Origin of the sequence: Cellulomonas sp. PS-H5 (assembly GCF_019265565.1) — a bacterium.
Classification (GTDB): domain Bacteria; phylum Actinomycetota; class Actinomycetes; order Actinomycetales; family Cellulomonadaceae; genus Cellulomonas.
Window position 1 is genome coordinate 18815 of the sequence record NZ_JAHVCI010000031.1, and the last position, 22751, is coordinate 41565.

The 22751-nt window shown below is 76.9% G+C and carries 22 protein-coding genes; 12 read left to right on the forward strand and 10 right to left on the reverse strand.

Annotated features, from left to right (window positions below; genetic code table 11):
• Window positions 1–304: 304 nt before the first annotated feature.
• Window positions 305–985, reverse strand: a complete 681-nt coding sequence (locus J5O08_RS12695; RefSeq protein ID WP_217614088.1) for a hypothetical protein — start codon at window positions 983–985, stop codon at window positions 305–307.
• Window positions 986–1097: 112 nt separating this feature from the next.
• Between J5O08_RS12695 and J5O08_RS12700 the strand changes: the two genes are divergently transcribed.
• From J5O08_RS12700 to J5O08_RS12740, 9 genes are all read left to right on the forward strand, one after another.
• Entirely contained in the window at window positions 1098–2489 is a 1392-nt protein-coding gene (locus J5O08_RS12700) for a CdaR family transcriptional regulator (RefSeq protein ID WP_255589754.1), read from the forward strand.
• A gap of 193 nt (window positions 2490–2682) precedes the next feature.
• Entirely contained in the window at window positions 2683–3663 is a 981-nt protein-coding gene (locus tag J5O08_RS12705; protein ID WP_218707251.1) for an ACP S-malonyltransferase, read from the forward strand.
• A complete protein-coding gene (locus J5O08_RS12710; RefSeq protein WP_218707252.1) occupies window positions 3660–4664 on the forward strand; it encodes a beta-ketoacyl-ACP synthase III in 1005 nt (334 codons plus the stop codon). The genes J5O08_RS12705 and J5O08_RS12710 overlap by 4 nt, the downstream gene beginning before the upstream one ends.
• An 89-nt stretch (window positions 4665–4753) precedes the next feature.
• A complete protein-coding gene (locus J5O08_RS12715; protein WP_146838928.1) occupies window positions 4754–5002 on the forward strand; it encodes an acyl carrier protein in 249 nt (82 codons plus the stop codon).
• A 148-nt stretch (window positions 5003–5150) separates the two neighbouring features.
• Window positions 5151–6389, forward strand: coding sequence for a beta-ketoacyl synthase (locus tag J5O08_RS12720; protein WP_147796316.1), 1239 nt, complete (start codon window positions 5151–5153; stop codon window positions 6387–6389).
• A gap of 160 nt (window positions 6390–6549) precedes the next feature.
• Window positions 6550–7935 carry an FAD-dependent oxidoreductase gene (locus J5O08_RS12725; RefSeq protein WP_218707253.1) on the forward strand — a complete coding sequence of 462 codons (1386 nt, stop codon included), beginning with the start codon at window positions 6550–6552 and terminating at the stop codon, window positions 7933–7935.
• A 25-nt stretch (window positions 7936–7960) separates the two neighbouring features.
• Window positions 7961–8938, forward strand: coding sequence for an RNA polymerase sigma factor SigJ (sigJ, locus tag J5O08_RS12730; protein WP_218707254.1), 978 nt, complete (start codon window positions 7961–7963; stop codon window positions 8936–8938).
• Between the two features lie 69 nt (window positions 8939–9007).
• Entirely contained in the window at window positions 9008–9766 is a 759-nt protein-coding gene (locus tag J5O08_RS12735; protein WP_218707255.1) for an SDR family oxidoreductase, read from the forward strand.
• Window positions 9767–9845: 79 nt separating this feature from the next.
• Entirely contained in the window at window positions 9846–10193 is a 348-nt protein-coding gene (locus J5O08_RS12740) for a hypothetical protein (RefSeq protein WP_218707256.1), read from the forward strand.
• Here J5O08_RS12740 and J5O08_RS12745 read toward each other — a convergent pair.
• Together J5O08_RS12745 and J5O08_RS12750 are read right to left on the reverse strand one after the other, a co-directional pair.
• Complete coding sequence (locus J5O08_RS12745) at window positions 10190–11140, reverse strand: hypothetical protein (protein ID WP_218707257.1); 951 nt, start codon at window positions 11138–11140, stop codon at window positions 10190–10192. The genes J5O08_RS12740 and J5O08_RS12745 overlap by 4 nt on opposite strands.
• Window positions 11137–12414 carry a M12 family metallopeptidase gene (locus J5O08_RS12750; protein WP_218707258.1) on the reverse strand — a complete coding sequence of 426 codons (1278 nt, stop codon included), beginning with the start codon at window positions 12412–12414 and terminating at the stop codon, window positions 11137–11139. Before J5O08_RS12750 ends, J5O08_RS12745 begins: the two co-directional genes overlap by 4 nt.
• A gap of 345 nt (window positions 12415–12759) precedes the next feature.
• Here J5O08_RS12750 and J5O08_RS12755 point away from each other — a divergent pair, with 345 nt between their 5' ends.
• Entirely contained in the window at window positions 12760–12936 is a 177-nt protein-coding gene (locus J5O08_RS12755; RefSeq protein ID WP_218707259.1) for a RidA family protein, read from the forward strand.
• A 10-nt stretch (window positions 12937–12946) separates the two neighbouring features.
• Here the strand turns inward: J5O08_RS12755 and J5O08_RS21670 are convergent, their stop codons facing one another.
• The 3 genes from J5O08_RS21670 to J5O08_RS12770 are packed head-to-tail and all read right to left on the reverse strand — an operon-like array spanning window position 12947 to window position 15850.
• Window positions 12947–14461: an FAD-dependent oxidoreductase gene (locus J5O08_RS21670; RefSeq protein WP_218707260.1), complete on the reverse strand. Its 1515-nt coding sequence runs from the start codon at window positions 14459–14461 to the stop codon at window positions 12947–12949.
• On the reverse strand, window positions 14458–15360 hold the full coding sequence (locus tag J5O08_RS12765) for an FAD:protein FMN transferase (RefSeq protein ID WP_218707262.1): 903 nt from the start codon (window positions 15358–15360) through the stop codon (window positions 14458–14460). The genes J5O08_RS21670 and J5O08_RS12765 overlap by 4 nt, the downstream gene beginning before the upstream one ends.
• The gene (locus tag J5O08_RS12770) at window positions 15347–15850 is read right to left on the reverse strand and encodes an FMN-binding protein (protein WP_218707264.1); all 504 of its coding nucleotides are present in this window, start codon (window positions 15848–15850) and stop codon (window positions 15347–15349) included. The genes J5O08_RS12765 and J5O08_RS12770 overlap by 14 nt, the downstream gene beginning before the upstream one ends.
• A 191-nt stretch (window positions 15851–16041) precedes the next feature.
• Here J5O08_RS12770 and J5O08_RS12775 point away from each other — a divergent pair, with 191 nt between their 5' ends.
• The gene (locus J5O08_RS12775; protein WP_218707265.1) at window positions 16042–17592 is read left to right on the forward strand and encodes a CehA/McbA family metallohydrolase; all 1551 of its coding nucleotides are present in this window, start codon (window positions 16042–16044) and stop codon (window positions 17590–17592) included.
• Between the two features lie 164 nt (window positions 17593–17756).
• Here the strand turns inward: J5O08_RS12775 and J5O08_RS12780 are convergent, their stop codons facing one another.
• The 4 genes from J5O08_RS12780 to J5O08_RS12795 form a co-directional block, all read right to left on the reverse strand.
• Window positions 17757–18254, reverse strand: coding sequence for a DUF3145 domain-containing protein (locus J5O08_RS12780; protein ID WP_147796302.1), 498 nt, complete (start codon window positions 18252–18254; stop codon window positions 17757–17759).
• A gap of 195 nt (window positions 18255–18449) precedes the next feature.
• Window positions 18450–18935 (reverse strand): peptide deformylase, encoded by a 486-nt coding sequence (gene def, locus J5O08_RS12785; RefSeq protein WP_147796301.1) that lies wholly within the window; start codon window positions 18933–18935, stop codon window positions 18450–18452.
• A gap of 66 nt (window positions 18936–19001) precedes the next feature.
• Window positions 19002–20717, reverse strand: a complete 1716-nt coding sequence (locus J5O08_RS12790) for an AlkA N-terminal domain-containing protein (RefSeq protein ID WP_218707266.1) — start codon at window positions 20715–20717, stop codon at window positions 19002–19004.
• Window positions 20714–21595 carry an isocitrate lyase/phosphoenolpyruvate mutase family protein gene (locus tag J5O08_RS12795; protein WP_218707267.1) on the reverse strand — a complete coding sequence of 294 codons (882 nt, stop codon included), beginning with the start codon at window positions 21593–21595 and terminating at the stop codon, window positions 20714–20716. The genes J5O08_RS12790 and J5O08_RS12795 overlap by 4 nt, the downstream gene beginning before the upstream one ends.
• A 215-nt stretch (window positions 21596–21810) precedes the next feature.
• Here J5O08_RS12795 and J5O08_RS12800 point away from each other — a divergent pair, with 215 nt between their 5' ends.
• Window positions 21811–22722: an ATP-binding cassette domain-containing protein gene (locus tag J5O08_RS12800; protein ID WP_218707268.1), complete on the forward strand. Its 912-nt coding sequence runs from the start codon at window positions 21811–21813 to the stop codon at window positions 22720–22722.
• The last annotated feature ends 29 nt before the right edge of the window (window positions 22723–22751 follow it).

A 22751-nucleotide genomic window follows, 5' to 3' on the forward strand; every position in this document is an offset into this window, starting at 1 on the left:
CGACGGGCCCCGCACCCCTCCACGGAGGGATGCGGGGCCCGTCGCCGTCCCCGGTGGGTCCGGGCGTCGGTCGTCGCGCGGGCCGAGTTCCGCGGGCCCAGCCGAGTTCCGCGGGCCCAGCCGAGTTCGGCGCTTCTCGCCGAGTTCGGTGCCAGCAACCGCCGAACTCGGCTGCACCCACCGAACCCGGGGCCCCGCGACTCCGTGCGCGCGGCCCGCATCGGCACCGGCAGCCAACGCGCGAGAGCCCCGCGGACCCGTGCGGGTCGGCGGGGCTCTCGTCGGTCGGGGGTCGGGCGGGGCGTCAGGCGCCCGCGTGCCGCTCCGCCTGGTCGACCAGGCGCGTCAGCTCGCGGCGCATCTGGGCGATGTCGTCCTGCTTCGGGTAGAGGTCCAGGCTTGCGAGGTGCTGCTTGGCGTCGAGCGGCCGGTCGGCCTCGACGGCGGCGAGCACGAGCTCGCGCCCGACCTCCGGGTCGTGGTCCTTCGGGTGCCAGTGCCCGGTGCCGAGGCCGAGCGCCTCGACGGGCAGCCCCGCCTCGCGCAGCAGCCGCAGGCCGGCGACCAGGGCCGCGCCCGAGGGGTCGCGCTCGGCGGCGGTCGTCAGCCGGCGGAGCGTCCCCTCCAGGTCGTCGCGCACGGACAGCCGCGCGACCTCGACCAGCGGGTACCAGGCCCGCGGGTTGCCGGCGAGCTCCTCGCCGAGCGACCACACGGCCAGGTCGGCGGCGCGCTGACGCTCGGCGTCGTCGGCCTCGGCGGTCAGGGGGTCGTCGTCGACGCCGGTCACGGCGTGCCGGCGGACGATCTCGGCGAGGGCAGCGAAGGCGCGCTCGTCGTTGGGATCGTCGCCGAGGCGGGACCTCAGGGCGTCCTCCTGGGGGACGTCGCCGTGCCGGGGGGCAGCCGTCGGCCGGCGCGCCCCGATCCGGGACGCGGGCGCAGGGCGGCCCAGCAGGCGGCGCAGTCGGGGCAGCAGAGCCATGACGCGACACTATCCGGTGCACTCGTCCCGCACCGGTCGAACGGCCCGCCGGTCCCCCCGCCACGGCCCGGACCTTTGTCGGTTCCCCACAACGGGGCCCTATGCTCACGCCATGCCTCAGCCCCGCCGGACGTCCGCGGCCCCCGCCCCCGAGGGCGCCGCCCCGGCCCCGTCGCCCGCCGCGCCGTCGCCCGCCGAGTCGTCGGCCCCGACCGCCGCGACCCCGACCGCCGCGACCGCGACGCCGCCCGAGGGCCCGGCCGACGACGCCCCGCGGGCCGCCGCCCCGGTCGACGGCCTGTCCCCCGCCCGCACCCGCACCCGCGCCGGCCGCATCGCCACCGCGCCGGACGCGAGCAACGGCGAGACCCTGCGCCGCGTCCGCGAGGGCAGCGGCGTGCTGGCCGCCGCCGCGATGCGCCGGCTGGACGAGGACCTCGACTGGTACCGCGCCCTGCCCGCCGACGACCGCTCCTGGGTCGGCCTCGTCGCCCAGGCCGGCATCACCGCGTTCGTCACCTGGTTCGCCGACCCGTCCCGCCCGCCGCACGGCGTCGGCGAGATCTTCGCGACCGCCCCGCCCGAGCTGACCCGGTCGATCTCCCTGCAGCACACGCTGCAGCTGGTCCGCGTGGTGGTCGACGTCGTGGAGTCGCACAGCGACCGGCTCGCGGCGCCCGGCGGCGAGCGGGACCTGCTCGAGGCCGTGCTCCGGTACTCCCGCGAGGTGGCGTTCTCGGCAGCCGAGGTCTACGCCCGCGCCGCCGAGGTCCGCGGCGCCTGGGACGCCCGGCTGGAGGCGCTGGTCGTGGACGCCCTGCTGCGCGGCGACGTCGACGACTCGCTGCGGTCCCGGGTCGCGGCGCTCGGCTGGAGCGGCCGCGGCAGCACGCTGGTCGTCGTCGGCACCACCGCCTCCCCGCTCGACGACGTCCGGACGTCCGACCTGCGCCGGGCGACCCGCCGCGCCGCGGACGACGCGCTGGTCGGCATCCAGGGCGACCGGCTCGTGGTGTTCCTCGGCGGCACCGGCGACCTGCGCGAGGCCGCGGCGTCCCTGCTGCCGCGGTTCGGCCCCGGCCCCGTGGTCCTCGGCCCGACCGGCGAGGACCTCGCCGACGCCGCCCGGTCCGCCCGCGCCGCGCTCGCCGGGCTGGCCGCGATCTCCGCGTGGCCGCAGGCGCCGCGCCCCGTGCTCGCCGACGACCTGCTGCCCGAGCGGGTGCTCGTCGGCGACGCGAGCGCCCGCGCCCTCCTGGTCGAGCAGGCGTACGTCCCGCTGCTGGCCAGCACCGGCAGCCTGCTGGAGACCCTCACGGCGTACCTGGCGGCGGGCAGGTCCCTGGAGGCCGCGGCCCGCACGCTCTACGTGCACCCGAACACGGTCCGGTACCGCCTGCGCCGCGTCGCCGAGGTGACGGGCTGGGACCCCCTGGACCCGCGCGAGGCCTACGTCCTGCAGCAGGCCCTCGCGGTCGGCCGCCTGGACCACCCCGGCACCTGACCCCCGCCGAGGTCGTCGGTTCCGGCCACCGCACCCCCGGCGGAACCGCCGACCTCGGGCGCGACCGCCGACCTCGCGCCGCGCGGGACCCCGCGGGACCCAGCGAGCGTTGTGGGACCCGGACAAGTCGGGCTCGGGAACGGTGTGCGGGTCGTGAGCGGGCGCGGCGCGTCCGCACCGGCAGAGTGGTCGGGTGCTCGCGATCGTCTGCCCCGGACAGGGCGCCCAGACCCCCGGAATGCTCGCCCCCTGGCTCGAGCTGCCCGGATCCGCCGACCGCCTGGCGGCCTTCTCGGAGGCCTCGGGCGTCGACCTGACGGCGCACGGGACGACCTCCGACGCCGACACCATCCGCGACACCGCGGTGGCCCAGCCCCTCATCGTGTCCACCTCGCTCCTCGCGCTCCGTGCGCTCGAGGACGAGGGCGGCCCGGTGACGGCGGACGCCACGGCGGGGCACTCGGTGGGCGAGTTCGCCGCCGCGGCCGTCGCGGGCGTGCTCGACGACGCCGCCGCCGTGGCCCTGGTCGGGCAGCGCGCCCGGTTCATGGCCGAGGCCGCGGCCGCCGAGCCCACCGGGATGACCGCCGTCCTCGGCGGCGACCCGGACGAGGTGCTCGCGGCGATCGAGGCGGCCGGCCTGTGGCCCGCGAACGTCAACGGCGGCGGCCAGGTCGTCGCGGCCGGCGCGCAGGACGCGCTGGCCCGGTTCGCCGAGAACCCGCCGGCCCGCGCCCGCGTCGTGCCGCTGCAGGTGGCCGGCGCGTTCCACACCCCGTTCATGCAGCCCGCCCGCGACGCGTTCGCCGCCGTCGCCGCCGAGGCCGCCGCCGCGTCGCCCCGCGTGACGCTGCTCACCAACGCCGACGGCACCGCCTTCGGCCCGGACGCCGCCGGCGCCGACGTGGTGGCCCGCCTGGTGTCGCAGATCGCCCAGCCGGTGCGCTGGGACCTGTGCCAGGCGACCCTCGTCGAGCTCGGCGTGACCGGCCTGCTGGAGCTCGCCCCCGGTGGTGTGCTCAAGGGCCTGGCCCGGCGTAGCCTGCCCGGGGTGGAGACGGTCGCGATCACCTCGCCGGCCGACCTGCCCGCCGCCCGGGACCTCGTCGCCCGCCACACCGCGACCCCCGGCGCCGCGCCCACGACCGACGACTCCCGGGAGACCGCCCAGTGACCCGCCCCACCCTGACCCAGGCGACCGGCCCCGCCCACACGCGGATCCTCGGCCTGGGCGCCGCCCGCGGCGAGAACGTCGTCCCGAACGACGACCTGGTCGGCCCGATCGACTCCTCCGACGAGTGGATCCGGCAGCGCACGGGCATGGTGACCCGCGTCCGCGCGGGCGCCGACACCGACGTGCTCGACCTTGCGGAGACCGCCGCCCGCGAGGCGATCGCGAACGCGGGCCTGACCGGCGCGGACATCGACGCGGTCATCCTGGCGACCGTCACCTACTTCCACCAGACGCCGTCGGGCGCCGCGATCCTCGCGGACCGGCTCGGCGCCACCCCGGCCGCCGCGTTCGACGTGTCGGCCGCCTGCGCGGGCTACTGCTACGGCATCGGCCAGGCGGACGCGCTGGTGCGCGCCGGCACCGCGCGCAACGTGCTGGTCATCGGCGCGGAGAAGATGAGCGAGTTCGTCGACCCGACGGACCGGTCCATCTCCTTCCTGCTCGGCGACGGCGCGGGCGCGGTCGTCATCGGCCCCTCGGACTTCCCCGGCATCGGCCCGACCGTGTGGGGCTCGGACGGCTCGCAGGCGCAGGCCATCCGCCAGACCCACTCGTGGCTCGACACCCGGGACAAGGGCGCGGGCTGGCCGACGCTGCGCCAGGAGGGCCCCAGCGTCTTCAAGTGGGCCGTCTGGCAGATGGCCCCGGTCGCCGAGAAGGCCCTGGCCGCCGCGGGCGTCACCGCCGACCAGATCGACGCGTTCATCCCGCACCAGGCGAACATGCGGATCATCGACCAGATGATCAAGCAGCTGAAGCTGCCCGAGACCGTCGCGGTCGGCCGGGACATCGCCGACACCGGCAACACGTCCGCCGCCTCCATCCCCCTGGCCACGGAGCGCCTCATCCGCGAGGGCCAGGTCAAGAGCGGCGACCTGGCGCTCCAGATCGGCTTCGGCGCGGGCCTCGTCTACGCCGCCCAGGTGGTCGTGCTGCCCTGACGGGCGCCGCGACCGCAGTACCGTTCATCGACCGCACGACCGTCGCCGCACCTCACGGTGGGGCGCAGCACACAACCAAGGAGACACCGATGGCGCACAGCGAGCAGGAGATCCTGGCCGGCCTGGCCGAGATCGTCAGCGAGGAGACCGGCCTGCCGACCGACTCGGTCCTGCCCGAGAAGTCGTTCACGGACGACCTCGACATCGACTCCCTGTCGATGATGACGATCGTGACCCTGGCCGAGGAGAAGTTCGAGGTCCGCATCCCGGACGACGAGGTCAAGAACCTCGCGACCGTCGGCGACGCGGTGTCGTTCATCTCGAACGCCCAGGCCTGAGACACCCGACCGGGGTCCGCGCCGCGCCGCCGCCTCGCGCGGCGTCGACGGGAGCCGAGCGCTCCCGCGGCGCGGACCCCGGTCGCGTCCCGGCACCCCCGGGGCACCCCCGAACCACCCGCACGCACCCGACACCCAGGAGCACCTCATGAGCACGCGAGTCGTCGTCACCGGCCTCGGCGCCACGACCCCGCTCGGCGGGGACGTCCCCACCACCTGGCAGGCCGCCCTGGCCGGCACGTCGGGCGCGCGCACCCTGGACAACGACTGGAGCGAGAAGTACGGCCTGCCGGTCGACTTCGCCGCCACGCTCGCGGTCCGCCCGGAGGAGGTCCTCCCCCGGCCCGAGATGAAGAAGATGGACCCGTCGGCGCAGTACGCGATCATCGCGTCCCGCGAGGCGTGGGCCGACGCCGGCTCGCCCGAGGTCGACCCCGACCGGCTCGGCGTCGTCGTGTCCTCCGGCATCGGCGGCATCTGGACCACCCTCGACGCGTGGGACACCCTGCGCGAGAAGGGCGCCCGCCGCGTCCTGCCGATGACCGTCCCCATGCTCATGCCGAACTCGCCGTCCGCGTACGTCGAGCTGGAATTCGGCGCCCGCGCCGGGGCGCACGCCCTGGTGTCGGCCTGCGCCTCCGGCGCCGAGGCGATCGGCTACGCCGTCGACATGATCCGCAGCGGGCGCGCCGACGTCGTGATCGCCGGCGGCACCGAGGCGACCATCCACCCGATGCCGATGGCCGCGTTCGCCGCGTCCCGCACGCTGTCGACCCGGTCCGACGACCCGGCCCGCGCCTCGCGCCCCTACGACGTCGACCGCGACGGCTTCGTCATCGGCGAGGGCTCCGGCATCGTCGTCGTCGAGTCCGAGGAGCACGCCCGCGCCCGCGGCGCGAAGGTGTACGCCGAGATCGCCGGCGTCGGCCTGTCCTCGGACGGCTACCACATCACCTCCCCCGAGCCGACGGGTCGCGGCCAGATCGCCGCGATGCGGATGGCGATGAAGGACGCCGGCATCGGCACGGCGGACGTGCGGCACGTCAACGCGCACGCCACCTCGACCGTCGTCGGCGACCTCATCGAGGCCCGCGGCGTCCGCGAGACCCTCGGCGCCGACGCCGACCAGGTCGCGCTGTCCGCCACCAAGTCGATGACGGGCCACCTGCTCGGCGGCGCCGGCGCGCTCGAGACCGTGTTCTCGGTGCTCGCGGTGCACGACCGCCAGGCCCCGCCGACGATCAACGTCGAGAAGCCGGACCCGGAGCTCGTGCTCGACCTGGTCCGGGACACCCCGCGCGCGCTGCCCGAGGGCGACATCGCGGTGGTCAACAACTCGTTCGGCTTCGGCGGCCACAACGTGGCCCTGGTCGTCACGAACGCCTGACCCCCGGGGCACCGGACCCCGCGGCCTCCGAGCGGAGCGCCCTGCGCGACACGCACCTGCGTGCCGGGCGGGGCGCTCTTCTCGTCCACGAGCCCCGACCTCACATCTCGCGGGCCCGCGTCGTCATGCAGACGACCGGACAGGAAGAGGGGTCGCAGCCGTGAAGCACATCGTCGTCGTCGGTGGCGGGTACGCCGGGTTCTACGCCGCGTGGGGGCTCGAGAAGAGGCTCCGCCGGGGCGAGGCCCGGGTCACCGTCATCGACCCGCGCCCGTACATGACGTACCAGCCGTTCCTCCCCGAGGTGGCCTCGGGCTCCGTCGAGGCCCGGCACGCCACCGTGCCGCTGCGCCGGCACCTGCGCCGGACCCGCCTGGTGGCCGGAGCGGTGACCCGGATCGACCACGCGGCACGGTCGGTGACGGTGGCGCCGCGGGACGGCGTGCCGTTCGACCTCGCCTACGACGTGGTCGTCGTGACCGCGGGCGCCGTCACCCGCACGCTGCCGATCCCGGGGCTGGTCGACACCGCGATCGGGTTGAAGCAGGTCGAGGAGGCGGTGGCCGTGCGCGACCACGTGCTGACCGCGTTCGACCGCGCGGCGGTCCTGCCCCCCGGCCCCGAGCGGCGCCGGCTGCTCACGTTCACGTTCGTCGGCGGCGGCTTCTCCGGCGTCGAGGCCTTCGGCGAGACCCTCTCGCTGGCGACCTCGCTGCTGGCGTCGTACCCGGAGCTCGGCCCGGAGGACCTCGCGTTCCACCTCGTCGAGGCCCGCGACCGGATCCTGCCCGAGGTCACCGACGGGCCGGGCGCGTGGGTCGTGCGGCACCTGCGCGGACGCGGCGCCCGGGTGCACCTCGGCGCGCAGCTGCTGTCCGCCGTGGCGGGGCACGCGGTGCTGTCCACCGGGGAGGAGTTCGACACCGGCCTCGTCGTCTGGACGGCCGGCAACGCCGCGAACCCGGTCGTGAGCCGGCACACCGACCTCCCCGTCACCGCGCGCGGCCTGGTGCGGGTGCGCGCCGACCTGCGCGTCGAGGACGAGGACGGCGCCGTGGTCCCGGACGCGTGGGCCGCGGGCGACGACGCGGCCGTCCCGGACCTGGCGGGGGCGCCCGGAGCGCTGACCGTCCCGAACGCGCAGCACGCCGTCCGGCAGGGCCGGCTGCTCGCCGCGAACCTCGTCGCGACGCTGCGCGGCCGCCGCCCGCGGGACTACGTGCACCACAGCCTCGGGGTCGTGGCCACGCTCGGCCGGCACCAGGGCGTGTTCCAGTTCCGGCGGCTGGTGCTCACCGGCCTGCCCGCCTGGCTCGCCCACCGCGGCTACCACGTGCTGGCCGTGCCGACCTGGGAGCGCAAGCTCCGCGTCCTGCTGGTCTGGCTGGGCGCCGCGCTCGGGGGCCGGGACATCGCCTCGCTCGGCGCCGTCGTCGACCCGCGTCGCGCGTTCGTGACCGGCGGCGCCCCGGAGCGCGCGGCCGCGCTCGTCGACGCGTCGGCGGGTCCCCGCAAGGCCGACCGTGCCACGATCGCCGCAGCGTGACGGGCGACGGGGAGGACGGGCGGAGATGAGCGAGCGCGCACCCGGCGTGGACCCCGTCGGGGTCCGGGCCGACCCGGGCGCCGTCCCGGGCCCCGCCCCGGACGACCTCCCCGACGTGCTCGCCGAGCGCCGCCGGCTGCTCGCGATCGGCTACCGGATGCTCGGCACGCTCGCCGAGGCGGAGGACGCCGTCCAGGAGACGTACGTCCGCTGGTACCGGATGACCGACGCGGAGCGCGCGGCCGTCCGGAACCCCCAGGGGTGGCTCACCCGGGTCATGAGCCGGGTGTGCCTCGACGTGCTGGGGTCCGCGCGGGCCCGCCGGGAGCGGTACGTCGGCGAGTGGCTCCCGGAGCCGGTGCCGGCCGACCTGTTCTCGGGCGTCGGGGCCCGGTCGCCCGCGCCGGCCGACGGGGACCCGGCCGACCGGGTGTCGCTCGACGAGGAGGTGAGCACCGCCCTGCTGGTCGTCATGGAGGCGATGACGCCCGCGGAGCGCGTCGCCTTCGTGCTGCACGACGTGTTCGCCCTGCCGTTCGACGAGATCGCCGCGGTCGTCGGCCGCAGCCCGGCGGCCGTCCGGCAGCTCGCGACCTCCGCCCGGCGCCGCGTGCGGGCGCACGACGCCGACCCGGGCCGAGGGACTCGCGAGCACGACGAGGTGCTGGCGGCGTTCGTGGCTGCGGCCGCCGGCGGGGACCTCGCTGCGCTCACCGGTCTGCTGGACCCGTCGGTGACGCTGCGGGCGGACGGCGGCGGGGTCGTCAGCGCCGCGCGGCGCCCGGTGCTGGGCGTCGACCACGTCGCCCGGTTCCTGCTCGGCATCGTCCGGAAGCGGCCCTCGGCGGTCCTGGCCGCCCGGCGCACCGGGGACGGCCTGGCGTTCGCCCTCGAGGACGGGGGGCAGGTCCAGGCGCTGGTCAACGCCCGGGTGCGCGGCGGCCTGATCACGGACCTGTGGCTGCAGGTCAACCCCGGGAAGCTCACCACCTGGTCCGCCTGACCTCACACCGGCGGGCGCCGCGTCGTCATCCTCCCGAGGCCGGCAGGGCGCCGTCCGGGAGGGATCGCCATGAGGATGCTCGTCGCCGGGGGTACCGGCCACGTCGGGAGCCGGCTGACGGCCCAGTTGCGGGAGCTCGGGCACGAGGTGGTGGTCGGGTCGCGGCGCGACGGGTTCGACCCGGTGACCGGCGCGGGCGTCGGGGACGCCGTGCGGGGCGCCGACGTCGTGGTCGACGTGCTCAACACCCCCGAGATGGACGCCGCGGCCGCGACGGCGTTCTTCCGCGGCACCACCGAGCGCCTGCTCGCCGCGGAGCTCAGCACCGGCGTCCGCCACCACGTGCTGCTCTCCGTCGTCGGGGCCGACCGCGCGCTGGCGAACGGGTACTTCGCGGGCAAGGTCGCCCAGGAGGACGCGGTGCGGGAGGGCGACGTCCCGTTCACGATCGTGCGCGCCACGCAGTTCCACGACTTCGTCCCGACGATCGCGGACTGGCTGACCGCCGACGGCGCGGTGCGGGCCACCGGCACGCTGCTGCAGCCCGTCGCGGTCGAGGACGTCGTCGGGCTGCTCGCCGAGGTCGCGCAGGGGGCGCCGCTCCAGGACACGGTCGACCTCGCCGGGCCGGACCGCTACCGGCTCGACGACCTGCTCCGCGCCACGCTGGCCGACCGGTCGGACCCGCGCGATGTGGTGACGGTCGACGGCACGTCGCTCGGCGCCGAGTCCGCGGACGCGCTGGTGCCGCTCGGCGCGCACCGCCGGGGCGGGCGGCCCTACCCGGTGGCCGGGGTGCCGGTGGCGGGCGGGGCGGGGGCGTCGTGAGGCCCCGGGGGTCGCGGGCCGCGGCGGGCGCCAGGGACCCGCGTGCCGGGCCTCCGCGCACGGGTGTAGCGTCGCGTGCGTGCAGCTGACCGTGCGCGTCGTGGCGGCCGGCGCGGGCCCCCGTCCGGCGCCGGGCACCCCCGTGCGGGTCGAGGTGCGGGACGTCACCGAGCAGGACGCGGCGAGCGTGCTGGTGGCGGGCGTCGACGCCGAGGCGGTCGACGACGGCACCCGGACGATCGCGACGGTCGCGGTGGACGCCCCCGACGACCTCCTGGCGAGCACGGCCGACCTCGTCGTCTGGGCGCGCGTCGCGGTGAGCGGCGCCGAGCGCACCTCGCACGCGGACCTCGTCTCGACGCAGTCGGTGGCGGTGCCGCGGGCACCGGCGACCCCCGAGGTCGACCTCCCGGTCGTCGCGATCTAGCCGGGCGCGGCCAGCCAGCCGGCGACGGCGTCCGTGAGGGGCAGCCCCGACCCGTGCTCCGCGAACAGGAACTCGCCCGCGGGGTTCACCTCGAGGAACACGTACTCCCCCTCGGGCGTGAGCCGGAGGTCCACCGCGCCGTACACCAGCCCGAACCGCTTCATCAGCGCCCGCAGCCGGTCGGCGACGTCGTCGGGCAGGTCGGCGGCCCCGGTGCGGGCGCGGGCGAGGTGCAGCCGGAAGTCCGCGTCGTACCCGGTGCCGCTGCTGTCGATCGCGAGCGGGAACAGCCGGTCGCCGACGACGGTCACCCGGAGGTCGGCGCGCGCGGGGACGAACTCCTGGAAGATCACCGGCGCCAGCGGGAGCGAGTCCAGCAGCGCGAGGTCGTCCGGTCGCAGCCGCCGGGTCTCGCGCCACACCCGCTCGGTCGCCGCGAAGATCTTGTAGATCACCGACCCGGCGCCCAGCCGCTCGACGAACGCCCGGGCCTCCGCCGGGTCGGACGTCATCAGGGTCTCCGGCACCCGCAGCCCGAGCCCGCGGGCGACCGCGAGCTGCGTCGACTTGTGCGACGCGGCGGCGTCGAGCGGCGGCGGGTTCATCCACGGGCACGGCAGCAGCTCGTGCAGGCCGCCGAGCGCCGCGTGCCACTCCCCGTACGCGAACCCCCGGGCGTCGTCGTCGGGGATCCCGCCGACGTCGACGAGCTGCGGGCGCCGCCACCACACCGCGGTCGCGTCCGTCAGGTCGGTGACGCCCCCGGCGTCCGCCACCCGCACGGCCGGGCCGCCCGCGCGGGCGGGGTCGAGGGTGAGCGTCAGGTCGCGCCCGAACCGCGCGTAGTCGAGCAGGTACGTCTCCCGGCCCCAGGACGCCAGCCGGCCGACCACCGCGGTCGCGTGGACGTCCGCGGGGTGCGAGACGACGACGATCACCCCGCTCACTGCCCGGGGTCGACGAGCCGCACGACCTGGTCCACGAGCGCCGCCTGCTCGGCCGCGAGCGCGTCGACAGCCGCCTCGAGCGCGGCGAGCCGGGCCAGGACGTCCGGGGACCCGGCGTCGGCCGTGCCCGCGGTGCCCGGGGCGCCCGCATGCGGCGTGCCCAGGGCGAACGGGACACGGCCCGCGAACTGCCCCGGGTCGACGACGCGCCCGCCCGTCCCCGGGAGCGTGCCCTCCTGCAGCGTGAAGCCGCCGAGGTTCTCCCGGATGGTCTCGATGCGCTCCTTGACCGTCTCGGGGATGCGCTCCTTGACGGTCTCGGGCTGCAGCTCCTTGAGCGTCTCCGGCAGCCGCTCCTTCAGCGTCTCGGGGGCGAGCTCCTTCACGGTCTCCGGCTGCAGCTCCTTCAGGGTCTCCGGCAGCCGCTCCTTCAGCGTCTCCGGGCCGAGCTCCTTGAGCGTCTCGGCCGGCGACTTCCCGGGGCAGAGCACGTTCGCGGCGGCGATGTCGCCCGCGCTCAGCGCCACCCGCTGGCCGATCTGCGCGGCGGGGTCGACGGGCGTGATCGTCTCCGCGCCCCCGACGCCGAACGCGTCCCGCGGGTAGTGCATGATCGAGCCGTAGTCGTAGGCACCGACGTCGTCGCCGTCGGTGATGTGCTGGTTGAAGTTGTGCTCGAAGCCCGCCTGGATGTTGGCCCAGTTGATCGTCACGAACGCATCCCTGTCGGCCCGGGACTGCTCGTGCCACAGCCCGACGGCGTGCCCGATCTCGTGGATCGTCCGCCCCCGGTCGCAGCCGCCCGCGAGGTTGATGAACTGCTGGCCCCCGCGCATCCCGACCGACGACGAGCACCCGCTGCCCGGCCGGAACGTGACCCAGTTCGGGTGGGACGCCGCGTTCGCCGCGGTGCGCTCCTCGAACCGGAAGTTGGTGTTCTGCTGCCAGTGCGCGATCGCCTCGGTGACCCGCGCCTGGTCGGTCAGCGCGGGGTCGATGTCGTACGGGACCAGGCACCCGGGCCAGCGGAACTGGTCGCCGGTGATGATCACGCCGGACTCGAGCTCGCCGCGCAGCTCCGCCTTGAGCTGCTCGGACTCGCGCTCCACCTGGTCGACCGGCCCGAGCACGATGTCGCCCTCGAAGATGGCGTCCCCGTCGATGTCGACGTAGCGGACGACCTGGGCACGGAAGTTGTTGCCGGAGATGAACGCGGTGCGCACGTCGTCGGAGGAGCGGAACTCGCCCTCCGGTCCTTCCTGGCTCGGCGACATGTCGGGCCCTCCCCCTGAGGTTGCCGGCGGCGCCGGCACCGACGCCGGGTCCCACGGTCCGCGCGGTGCGCGCGCGGGCGCGTCACCCCGCGCGGATGAGCGGGCGGTCCGGGCCGTTCGGCCCGCCCCGTCCTCGGAGCCCGTGCGTAGCGTCGGCGGCATGGACGCGATCACCCGGCACGAGATCCACGACGGCTGGGCGCACGCGGGGATGGTCGAGGCCGGCGGCCTCGTGTTCGTCTCCTACTGCGTCGGGAACACGACGGGCACGACCACCGAGCAGGTGCACGGGGCTCTCGACACCCTGGAGGCGCGGCTTCCACGCTCGGCCTGTCGCTCGCCGACGTGGTGCAGGTCGACGCGCTGTTCGCCGACATCTGGGAGATCCCGGCGATGGAGGCGGTGTTCCGCGAGCGGTTCGTGGCGGGCTACCCGGCGCGGAAGTCGATCCAGACGGCGTTCGCGCACGAGGGGCTGCGGTTCCAGCTGGACGCGGTGGCGCACCGGCGGACGGCGGGCTGAGCGCCGGGCGTCAGTACCCGCTGAACGCGTCCGTCCGCACCCGCCGTGCCCCGGCGCGCCGCAGCAGCGCCCGGGTTCCGTCGACCATCGCGGGCGGCCCCGACACGTACGCGTCCCGCTGGTCCAGGTCCGGCACCGCCTCGGCCAGCAGCTCGGCGCTGAGCCGGGCCTCGCCGAGGTGCATGGCCCCGGCCGGCAGGCTGTCGAGGTCCGGCGTCGGGGACAGCACCAGCACCCGCGCGCCGGCGGCCCGGGCCGCGTCGGCGTAGGCCAGGTCCGCGTGGTCGGTGACCCCGTGGACGAGGACCACGTCGCGCCGCTCCCCCGCGGCCGCCAGCGCCGCGAGCTGGGACGCGAACGGCGTGATCCCGATGCCGCCCGCCACCAGCAGCAGGGGCCGCGCCGCGTCGTCGGGCAGGACGAAGTCGCCGCCCAGGCCGGTCGCCCGGACCCGGGACCCGACGGGCAGGGCGCCGAGCGCCCGTTTGAACGTGCTCGCCTTCTCGGGGACGGTCAGCGCCACGGTGAGCTCGTCCGCGGACGGCGCCGAGGACACGCTGAACACCCGCCGGGTGCCGCGGCTGTCGGGCCGGGCGTGCGGGACGGTCAGCTCGACGTACTGGCCGGGCCGGAACCGCACGGGGCGGTCGGCGCGGAACGCGAGCTCGACGGTGCGCGGCGTGAGCCGGGTCGACCGGGTCAGCGTGAGCCGCACGGCCCCGCGCTGCCCCCAGGCGAACCCGATGAGGTTGCCCACGACCAGCGCCGCCTCGGGCGTGCTGTACAGCGGGCCGACGTGGTACGACACGGCCATCAGGGCGCCGACGACGACCGCCTCGACCAGCTGCTGCCACCGGCGCGGGGGCAGGGTCAGCGGCTCGGTCAGCATGACGCCGCCGAGGAACAGGATCGGGTACGACACCAGGGCGGTCGACACCGCGGACCAGGGCGCGGATCCCTCGGCGACCAGCCGCACCGCGACCGCCAGCACCGCCACGACCACGAACGTGCCGACGAGCGCGTAGCGCCGGGTCCGGGCCACGACCACGAGCGTCAGCAGCGCCACCGGCACGAGCAGCCAGCGGTCCGCCACCCACCAGGTCGTCGCGTCCCAGCCCGTGAGGCCGACCAGCAGCGCCCCGACGGCCGCGGGGTTGACCAGGTGCCGGCCGCGCCACGCCAGGACGTACTTCGACGCGTTCGCCAGCAGCGCGGCCAGGGCCAGCGTGCCGAGGTACCGGGCGTCGAGGGTCGGCCAGAACAGGAAGAACAGGATCAGGCCGGTGATGATCGCCGACTCGGTGTGCGGCCGGGTGCGGAACGCCAGCGCGGCGCCCCACGCGCTCACCACCGACGCAGCCACGGCGACCGCCGCGCTCACCACCATCGCCCCGGGGTCGAGGAAGATCCGGTCCGTCGCCGCCAGCACCAGCGCCACGACCGCGAGGGCGGACAGCCCCAGGGTGAGCAGCCGGTACATCGTGACGCGGCCCAGCCGCTCGTCCAGCCACGCGTACGCCCTCACGCGAACACCTCCCCGTCCAGGCCGAGGGACCAGCGCAGGCTCCCGTCGGCGCGCAGCACCACGTACCGGACGCCGAACCGGGACGCGACGAGGTCCGGGTCGGCGAAGAACAGGGCGGTCGCGGCGACGTCGGCGGTCAGGGCCGAGCCGCCCACCGCCCAGGTGGCCAGCACGTCCGAGGTCGGCGCGCCGGTCCGGGCGTCGACGACGTGGTGCAGGCCCTCGCCCCAGGCGCGCCGGTTGGTCGCCGACCCGCACAGGGCGCCCTCGGACAGCCGGAGCACGCCGACCGCGCGGCTCGTGTCCCGGGGGTCCTCGAGCGCGACCGTCAGGAGGCCGGTCGCGGCACCCAGGCCGGCGACCCGCAGGTCCCCGCCGGCGTCCACCACGTGCTCCCCGACCCCGTGGGCCTTGAGCACGCCCGACACCAGGTCGACCAGGTAGCCCTTGCCGCCCGCGCCGACGTCGATGAGCGCGGGCTCGTCCAGCGTGAGCGTCGCGCCGTCCCGCCGGGCCGCGACGCGCCAGTCGGGCGCCGGCGCCGTGAGCAGGGCGCCCTCGGCGTCCCGGCGCGGGCGCAGCGTGTACGCCGCGTCGTAGCCGAGCCCCTCCAGCGCGCGCCCGACCAGCGGGCTGACCGCGCCGTCCGTGGCCCGCGCCGCCGCGTCGTAGGCGTCCAGCAGCGGCCCGGCGTCGTCCGGGAGCCGGTACGCGCCGGGACCGCCGCGGGCGACCTCCGACACCCAGGAGTCGCTGCGGAACCGGGACCAGTCCCGGTCGAACCGGTCGATCCGCTCTCGCGCGGCGCGCAGGACGGGGTCCGGCAGCGGCTCCGCGCTGTCGATCGTCCAGCGGGTGCCGATGGCGTCGAAGGCCGCGGTGGCCTCAGGCCGCGGCATCGGCCCGGATCTGGTCGAGCGCCGCGTTGAACCCGTCGCCGGTCAGCGACGAGCCGGACACCTTGTCGACCGACAGCCCGGCGAGCTCCTGGCCCACCACCTCGTCGGAGATGCCCGAGGCGAACTCGTCCTGGAACCGCGCCGCGTTGCCGCCGCTCGCCTCCGGGGTCACGGTCACGTCGGTCACGACGCCGTCGGCGACGGTCAGGTCGACCGAGATCGACTCCTCGCCGCCCGGCGTCGAGTACGAGCCCTCGGCCGTGTAGCTGCCGTCGGCGAACCCGCCGGACGACGAGCCGGCAGTGCCGTCGGTGCCGGCACCGGCCGTCGCGTCGGCGCTGCTGCCGGAGCCGGCGTCGGACTGGGTGCTGCCGGACGACTGCGCGCCGTCCTCGGTGGCCGCGTCCGCGTTGCTGCAGGCGGCCAGCGCCACGAGGACGGACAGACCGGACATCAGGCCGAGCGTGCGGCGTCGGGTGGTGTGCGCCATGGGTCGTCCTCCCCTGGTCCCGGCCCCCGGGACCCCTTGGTTGAATCCGATCACATTGGGTGTGACAGACGACGCTAGGCACGCATCCTGGGAACGGCCTGGGAACGAGCGCTGCACCCGCTCATCATCCGGTGAACTTCTGGTCACGGCGATGTTGCGGGACGCCCCGGGGCGCTCGCTACGGTCGACGCGTGCCGACGCTGACCATCGAGACCGGCGGGCCCGCGCGGGTCACCGTGCGCGGGCCGGACGGGGCGTGGCACGCGCCCGATGACGCCGTCCGGGACCGGACCGCGAGCGACCGCCCGGGCGTGCTCGGGATGGACCTCGACCCGACGGACGGCTCCGCGATCGAGCCCGGGTACACCGCGCACTTCCTCGTCGACGGGGCCGCCGAGGTGCCCGTGCCGCGCGGGGCGTGCCACGTGGTCGTCGAGCGCGGGCCGGAGCACCGGCGCGTCGAGCGGGTCGTCGACGTCGGGACGACCGGGGCGCGCGTCGCCTGCGCGCCCGGGCGGTGGGCCGACCTGGCCGCGGAGGGGTGGTGGTCGGGCGACCTGCACGTGCACCGGCCGCTCGCCGACGCCGCGACCGTGCTGCGGGCGGAGGACCTGCACCTCGGGGCGTTCGTCACGCGGTGGAACGAGCAGGCGCCCGCGGCGGGCGGGGCCGGATCGGCGGACGGGTCCGGCGGGGCGCCGCGGGCCGCGCTGACCGTCGACGGCGACCGGCACGCGGTCGCGCCCGTGACCGAGGACGAGCGGGGCGGCGGCGCGGTGCTGCTGCACGGCGTCGACGTGCCCGACCTGCCCGGCACCGGCGCCGACGACTGGTGGTCCCCGCCCGCGCGCACCCTGGTCGACGCCGCGCGGGCCGCCGGCGCGTTCGTCGACGCGGAGAAGCTGACCTGGTGGGACGCCCCGGTGCTGGTAGCGACCGGCGCGCCGGACGCGGTCGGTGTGCTGAACAACCACTTCGTGCCCGGCGGGATGCTGGCGAACGAGGCCTGGGGCCGGCCGCGCGACCGCGCCGCGCACCCCGGGCCGGAGGGCGCGGCCCGGTACCAGCTCGGGCTCTGGTACCGGTACCTCGGCCTGGGTGTGCGGCTGCCGGCTTCGGCGGGGTCGGCGTCGGGGGTGCTGCCCGCGCCGCCCGGGTACGACCGGGTCTACGTCCAGGCGCCGGGGCCGCTGACCGTCGACGGGTTCTACGCCGGGCTGCGGGCGGGGCGGTCAGTGGTGACGAACGGGCCGCTGCTCGCGCTGGACGTCGGGGACGGGCACGCAGGCCCGGGCGCGACGGTACCGGCGGGGCGGCACCGGGTGCGGGCGGTGGCGCGTACGGCGCCGGGCGGGGCGCCGGGCGGACCGGCGGGGTCGTCGGCGCACGGCTCGACCGGCGGGGCAGCGCCCGGGCCCGTGCGGGTGGAGCTCGTCGTCGACGGGCGGGTCGTCGCCGCCTCTGACGGGCCGGTGCTCGACACCGTGCTCGACCTGCGCGGCGCCGGGTGGGTCGCGGCGCGCGCCCGGCAGCCCGACCCCCGGACGATCCGGCTCGCCCACACGAGCCCCGTCCACGTCGACGGGCCCAGGCCGGACGCCGCGGAGCACCGCGCGTTCTTCGCCCGCTGGGTCGCGGACCTCACGGCCGCCGCCCGCGCGGAGCCGGCCCGGTTCCCGACGGCGACCCGCCGCGACGAGGTCCTGGACCTCTACGACCGCGCGGCGCGCTTCTACCGCTGACCGCGGCCGCGCCGAGCGCGGTCGCTCGCGCCGACCGCGGTCGCTCCAGCTACCGCGCTCGGCGCGAAGTACCGCGCTCGGCGGGAGGTACCGCGCTCGGCGGGCATGACCGCGCGCCGAGGCCCGGGCGCGTCAGCCCACGCCCTCGCGCACCCCGGAGGCGCTCAGCCCACGCGGTGCAGCCAGCGCACGGGCGCGCCCGCGCCCGCGTACCGGAACGGCTCCAGCTCGTCGTCCCACGCCTGCCCCAGCGCGAGCGCCAGCTCCTCGCGGACGGCGCGCGCGTCGGCCAGCTCGAGCGCCGCGCGGATGCGGTCCTCGGGGACGACGACGTTGCCGTGCACGTCGGTCTGGGCGTGGAAGATCCCGAGCTCGGGCGTGTGGCTCCACCGGGCGCCGTCGCTGCCGTGGCTCGTGTCCTCGGTGACCTCGTAGCGCAGGTGCGTCCAGCCGCGCAGGGCCGACGCGAGGCGCGCGCCAGTGCCGGAGGTCCCCTGCCACGAGTGCTCGGCACGGAACATCCCCGGTGCGGCGGGCTGCTCCGTCCAGTCCATGGACAGACGGATGCCCAGCACGTTGCCCGCCGCCCACTCGAGGTGCGGGCAGAGCGCGCGCGGCGCGGAGTGCACGAAAAGAACACCGCGGGTGATCGCACCTGCCATGTCATCCCTCCCGGATCGGCTCGAGGTTCGCCTTCCCCAACGACCTCGTCCCTACCGGACACGTGACTCCACAGCCTGCACGCGCGGCGTGCTGGGGACAGCATGCCTGATGAGGGCCGGTGCGCACCAGCGCTCCGGCCCTCATCACCTGCTCGATGCCCGGATCGTCCGGGTTCCGGACGCCCCGACGACCCGTCAGAGGGTCTCGCGGATGGCGCGCATCGCCTTCTTGCGCACGGACCGGTCCAGCCGGTCGATGTAGAGGTGGCCGTCCAGGTGGTCGACCTCGTGCTGCAGGCAGCGGGCCATGAGCTCGACGCCCTCGACGACGACCTCCTTGCCGTCCAGGTCCGTGCCGACGACCCGCGCGTACCAGGCACGCTTGGTCGGGAACCACAGGTCGGGCACCGACAGGCAGCCCTCGTCGCCGTCCTGGTAGTCCTCGGACAGCTCGACGATGGTGGGGTTCAGCACGTAGCCGAGCTCGTCGTCGATGTTCCAGGAGAACGCCCGCAGACCGACGCCGATCTGGTTCGCGGCCAGGCCCGCGCGACCCTCGTGGTCGACCGTCTCGAGCAGGTCCTCGACCAGGCCCTTCACGCGGGCGTCGATCGTGGTCACCGGCTCGCACGGGGTGCGCAGCACCGGGTCGCCCACCACGCGGATCTCTCTCATCGCCATGCCCGCGATTCTTCCATGCCACGACCGGCATCCGCGGACCGGGCGCGCGGCACGGAGGCGGCCTGGTCAGCGGGGCGCGGCGGCCCGCCAGAGGTGCATCGCGGCGTACGAGCGCCAGGGCGACCACGCGGCAGCCCGCACCGCGAGGGCGCGGTGCGCCGCCGGCCTCGGCAGGCCGGGGTCGAGTGCGCCCGCCGCCGTCGCGCCCGCCACGAGCGCCACGTCGCCGGCGAGCCACGCGTCCGGGTCCCCGAGCACCCGCATCGCCACGTACGCCGCGGTCCACGGGCCGACGCCCGGCAGCGCGACCAGCCGCTCCCGCAGCGTCACCGGGTCCGCCCCGACGTGCGCGGGCAGCGACCCGTCGACCAGCGCCTCCGCCGCCGCGAGCACCGCCGCCACCTGGCGCGCGGGCAGCCGCAGCGGCCGGCCCGGGTCGGGGTCGGCCCCCGGGACCGGCGCGGGGACGGCGGCGAGCACCTCCTTCGACGTCGGGAACAGCCGCTCCAGCCCGGGGATCGCCGACGCGTACGGGGCGCCCGCGACGGCGGCGAGCCGCCCGAGGTGGCCCCGTGCGGCGGCGACGGAGATCTGCTGCCCGACGATCGCCCGGACGACGAGCTCGGCGGGGTCGACGGTGCCCGGCACCCGGATCCCCGGCGTCGCGGCGACCAGCGGGGCGAGCACCGGGTCCGCCCCCAGGGCGGCGTCGACCGCCGTCGGGTCGGCGTCCAGGTCGAGCAGCCGGCGCACGCGCGCCACCGCCGTCCCGACGTCGGCCAGCGAGGCGAGCTCCAGCCGCGCCGACAGCCGCCAGCCGACACGGCGGTCGGGCGTCGCCACGACCTCGACCGCGCCAGGGCCGTGCGGCAGCGCCAGGGTGCGGGCGTACCGCAGCGGGCCGTCGTCGGGCAGGTCCGCCACCTCGACGCCGTCGACGGCGCGCACCGCGAGGAAACCGAGGACCCCGCGCGCGTCGTACGGCTGCCGGACCGGCAGCGCCAGGTCCAGCCGCACCTGGGGGGCGACCCCGAGCACGCGGGCGGGCGCGCCCGACGCGCCGGCCCGCTCTCCCGGTGCGCGGCCGGGCCCACCCGGCGACCCGGCGGCGCCCGCGGTCCCCGACTCCCGCTGGGCCCCGGCCGGCACCCGAGCCGCACCCGCGGGCAGCGCCGCGCCCTCGGCCCGCCGCGCCCGCGCGCGGAGCTCGGTCGGCTGCACCGCGAACACCTCGCGGATCGTGTCGTTGAACTGCCGGACGGAGCCGAACCCCGCCGCGAAGGCCACGTCGGTCACCGGCAGCGCGGTCCCGACCAGCAGCGCCCGCGCGGTCTGCGCGCGCCGCGCCCGCGCGAGCGCCTGCGGCCCGGCCCCGAGCTCGGCGACCAGCATCCGGTGCACGTGCCGCGGGGTGTACCCGAGCTCCGCGGCGAGCGCGTCCACCCCGCCGCGGTCGAGCAGGCCGTCGCCGATCAGCCGCATGGCGCGGCCCACCGCGTCGCGACGCAGGTCCCACTCCGGCGTGCCGGGCGTGGCCTCGGGCAGGCAGCGCTTGCAGGCGCGGTACCCGGCCTCGTGCGCCGCGGCGGACGCCCGGTAGAAGGTCACGTGCTCCCGCCGCGGGGTGCGGGCGGGGCAGGACGGGCGGCAGTAGATGCCCGTCGACGACACCGCGGTCACGAACTGCCCGTCGAACCGGGTGTCCCGCGCGTCGATCGCCCGGTACCGCTCCTCGAAGCCGGGGTCGCCCGGGACCCAGCGCGCGTGCGCGGCCTCGGTCACGGCCGGTCCGCCCCGCCCGGCGACGTCCCGCCCGACGACGCCGCGCCGGCGGCGACCAGCGCGTCGAGCTCCCGGTAGTCGACGCCGTCCGCCAGCACGCCGTACGTGCCCGGCCCCGCCAGCTCGACGGCGGCCCGGCGTGCAACGGCGTAGGCCGCCTCGGCGACGGACGACCCGAGGCTGACCCGGGCGACGCCGAGCCGCCCGAGCTCCGCGACCGGCGGCAGGCCCGGCACCGCCATGACGTTGAGCGGCACGGGGATCGCGGCGGCGAGCTCGGCGATCGTCGCGGGGTCGGCGACCCCGGGCACGAAGATCCCGTCCGCCCCCGCCTCGACGTACCGCCGGGCCCGGGCGACGGCCTCGGCCACGCGGTCCTCCGGAGCCACGAGCCCGCGCAGGAACACGTCCGTGCGGGCGTTGACGAACAGCGCGACGCCGGCCCGGTCCGCGGCCGCACGGGCCGCCTCGACGCGGGCGGCGAGCTCCTCCGGCGCGCGGCCGTCGTCCTCGATGTTCATGCCGACCGCACCGGCGTCGAGCAGCCCGGCGACGGTCGTCGCGACGTCGGCCGCCTCGGCGGCGAACCCGCCCTCCGCGTCCACCGTCACGGGCACCGCGACCGCGCCGGCGATCCGGGCGACGACGGCCAGGAGGGCGTCGCGGTCGAGCCGGTCCCCGTCCGGCAGGCCGAGCGACCATGCGACGCCGGCGCTCGTCGTGGCGACCGCCGTGGCGCCCGCCGCCTCCACCACCCGGGCGCTGGCGACGTCCCACGCGTTGGCGAGGGCGAGCGGTGCGGCCGGGTCGTGCAGCGCGCGCAACCGGGCCGCCCGGGCGTCGAGGGCGGGCGCGGCGGGGTGCGGGGTGCTGGTCATGGGCCCATCCCACCGCCGCGCGGGGTCGGAGTCCAGCGGCGATCGGACATGGCCGTCGGGCTCCGGTCGTCGGACACCGGTCGTCGCGCCGCCGGCCTGCCGCCGCCCGTGCCGGGCGCGGTGTGACGCGCGAGACGCCGGTCTCGGCGTGACGCCGCCCGGTAGTCGTCCTATCTTTGTACTGACCAGTCAGTGCGAAACGATCAGAGGCGACAGTGTCTTCGGAGCCCACCCCGACCCGCGAGGTCGAGCAGCCGCGCGTCGCGCACCCGCACGTGGCGATTACCGACGTCGCCCAGGCGGAGGCCGCCCGGCCGGACGTCGACCTGCACGAGGCCGCGCACCCGCACGCCGAGGCGCAGGCCGACACCCGGCCCGACGCCCGCGCCGAGGCCGAGGCGCAGGACGCCGAGGTCGCGCCCACTCCGCCCCCACCTGCCGTCCGCGCCCGTGGGCTGGTGCTCACCGGCACCCGTGGCCCCGTCTACGGCCCGGTCGACCTCGACCTGCCGACCGGCGCGCTCACCGTCGTCCAGGGCCCGCAGGGCGCCGGCCGGTCCAGCCTGCTGCTCACGCTCGCCGGCCGGATGGTCCCCGACCGCGGCTCCGAGCTCACCGTGCTCGGCGAGGACCTGCCCCGCCGCCGGTCCGTCGTGCAGCGCCGCGCCGCCGTCGCCGGCTTCGCCGGGGTCGACGAGCTCGACGACTCCGTGACGGTCGGCGACGTCGTCCGCGAGCGGCTCGCCTGGCTGTCGCCCTGGTACCGCTGGACCGGCCGCGTCTCCCAGGAGCGGTTCGCCGACCTGGCCGGGCCGGTGTTCGGCGAGCGCCCGCTCCCCCGCGTGCAGACCGTGATCTGGGACCTGGACGAGGTCGACGCGATGCTGCTGCGGGTCACCCTCGCCCTGGCCCAGGAGCCCGAGCTGCTCGTCGTCGACGACGTCGACCAGGTGCACGACTCCGGCCGCCGGCAGACGGTCTGGACCCGGCTCGAGGCGCTCGCCGCCGCCGGCACCACCGTGATCGCGTCGGTCGCCTCGCTGGACGAGGTCGCCCGGATGCGCTGGTGGGCCGTCCCCGAGGTCGTGAACCTCGCCACCGGCCCGCACGCCGTGCCCGCCGCCTGAACCCTCCCGCTTCTCCTTCCCGAGGACCC